The organism is Kitasatospora sp. DSM 101779 (assembly GCF_025655475.1).
Taxonomy (GTDB): Bacteria; Actinomycetota; Actinomycetes; order Streptomycetales; family Streptomycetaceae; genus Kitasatospora.
Genome location: NZ_JAHTIK010000001.1, coordinates 6,890,537 through 6,892,642, shown reverse-complemented (window position 1 = coordinate 6,892,642; position 2,106 = coordinate 6,890,537). Strand labels below are relative to the sequence as shown.

The 2,106-nt window shown below is 79.1% G+C and carries 1 protein-coding gene; it reads left to right on the top strand.

All coding sequences use genetic code 11. The features are described 5' to 3' along the window. Positions 1-2,033: ATP-binding protein (locus KSNIM_RS31280; RefSeq protein ID WP_263106483.1), on the top strand; the 2,033-nt coding region annotated here is incomplete at its 5' end. Positions 2,034-2,106 lie beyond the last annotated feature (73 nt).

The following is a 2,106-nucleotide window of genomic DNA, read 5'->3' as shown; positions in this document are numbered from 1 at the left end:
TCCCCGGCCGGCTGCCGCGCCGGCCGACCGGCTTCGCCGGGCGGCGGGCGGAACTCGACCGGCTGGACCGGGCCGGCCTTTGCGAGCGCACCCCCGGCGGCCCGATCCTGGTGACCGGGCCGCCCGGCGTCGGCAAGAGCGCGCTGGCCGTCGCCTGGGCGCACCGGGCCGCCGCCCGTTTCCCCGGCGGCCTGCTGTACGCCGACCTGCGCGGCCTCACCGCGTCCGGCCCGGCCCGGCCCGAGGACGTCCTCGCCGACTTCCTGCACGCGCTCGACGTCCCCGCCGGGGCCGTTCCCGCGGACCGCGCCGGCCGGGCCCGGCTGTTCCGCGAACGCACCGCGGGCCGGCGGCTGCTGGTGGTCCTGGACGACGCCGACGGCGCCGACCAGGTGGTCGATCTGCTGCCGTCAGACCCCGGCTGCGTGACGGTCGTCACCGGCCGGGGGCCCCTGCAGGACCTGCTCGCCCTCGACGGGGCCGTCGTGCTGCAGCTGGCCGAACTGTCGCAGGACGACGCCCTGCTCCTCCTGGAACGCGCCCTGACTCCCGAACGGGTGCGCGATGATCCGCGGGCCGCCGCCGGCCTCGTCCGGCTGTGCGACCGGCTGCCGCTCGCCCTGCGGATCGCGGCGGCCCGGCTGGCCACCCAGCCGGGCTGGTCGCTGTCGGCATTCGCGGACGAACTCGCCGACGAACCAGGGCGGTTGACCGCCCTGAGCGTGGACAGCGCCTTCGGTGTCCGCAGCCGACTGGACCTGACGCACCGTCGGCTCTCCGCACCGGCCGCCGACCTGCTCGCCGCCCTGGCCGCGCACCCGGGCGACCAGGTCGACGCCCTCACGAGCGCCGCACTGCTCGGCACCGACACCCCGGCCGCCCGCCGGGCGTTGGACGAGCTGGCCGCCCACCACCTGCTCACCGGCACCGGGCTGGGGCGTTACGGCCGCGCGCCCCTGGTGCGCCCGTTCGGTGCCGGGCTGCTCGCCGAACGGGCGGAGCCGCTCCGGCGGCTGCCGGGCGAGCGGCTGGCGGACTACGTACTCGCCGTCCTCCGGCGCTGCGGGCGCTTCCTCGACCCCTGGCAGGAGGGGTCCGGGGCGCCGGCGCACCCGCCGCAGGCCTTCCCGGCCATCGCCGACATCCGCACCGCGCTCGACTGGTTCCGCGCCGAGGAGCCGACCGTCCGCGCGCTGGCGGACACGACCGCCCGCACCGATCCCGGGCGTGCCTGGCAGCTCGCCCTGTTCAGTGGGGCGCTCTACCAGGGCCTCGGCCGCTTCACCGCCTGGCTCGACTGCGCCGACGTCGGCCGGAGGGCGGCCGAACGGTGCGGCGACCCTGTGCCGGTCGCGCTGCTGCACATCTGCCGGGCGCAGGCCCTGGTCGCGCTGGAGCGGCCGCACGAGGCGGCCGAGGCGGCACGCCGGGCCGTCGCGGCCCTCGACGCGGCGGAGGGCCCCGGGGCCGCAGCCGCCCGCGTCCGGTCCCTCGCCACCCTCGGCACGGCCACCGCGCTGGCCGGCGGGCGCGCCGAGGCCGAGCGGCTCACCGCGTCCGCACTCGCCCTCGCCCGCGCCACGGGCGAGCGCCGCCACCTGGTCGAGGCCACGGTGCACCAGGGGCGAGTCGGCCTGGCGACCGGTGACCTGGAGGGCGCGCGGCGCTGCTCGTGGGAGGCCCGTGAACTGCTGCCGGCCGTGCCGATCACCCGGATCCACCTCTGGTGCCTGCTGACCGAGGCGCAGACGCTCTCGCCGGTGCTCCGCGACGAGACCGCCGATCTCGTCTGGCACCGGCTGCTGGCCGCCTGCGGGGAGGCCGGCCTGCCGGACCTCCACGCGGCCGCCGAGCTGTCGTACGCCGCCCACCTGACGGCCCGTGACCGGGCCCGGGAGGCCGACCGGCGGCTGCACGCGGTGCTCGGCCACTTCCGTGCCGAGGACCGGCGCGGCGGCGGCCCGAGCGAGATCACCACGGGCCTGGCCGCGGCCCTGGGGCTCGACCCGGCGGACTGGTCGGCGCAGGGCTGAGGCGCGCCCGCCGGCCCCGGTGCCGTCGGCGGCCGCGCCCACCTCACTCCCCGGCGTGCCGGCCCGGGCGCCA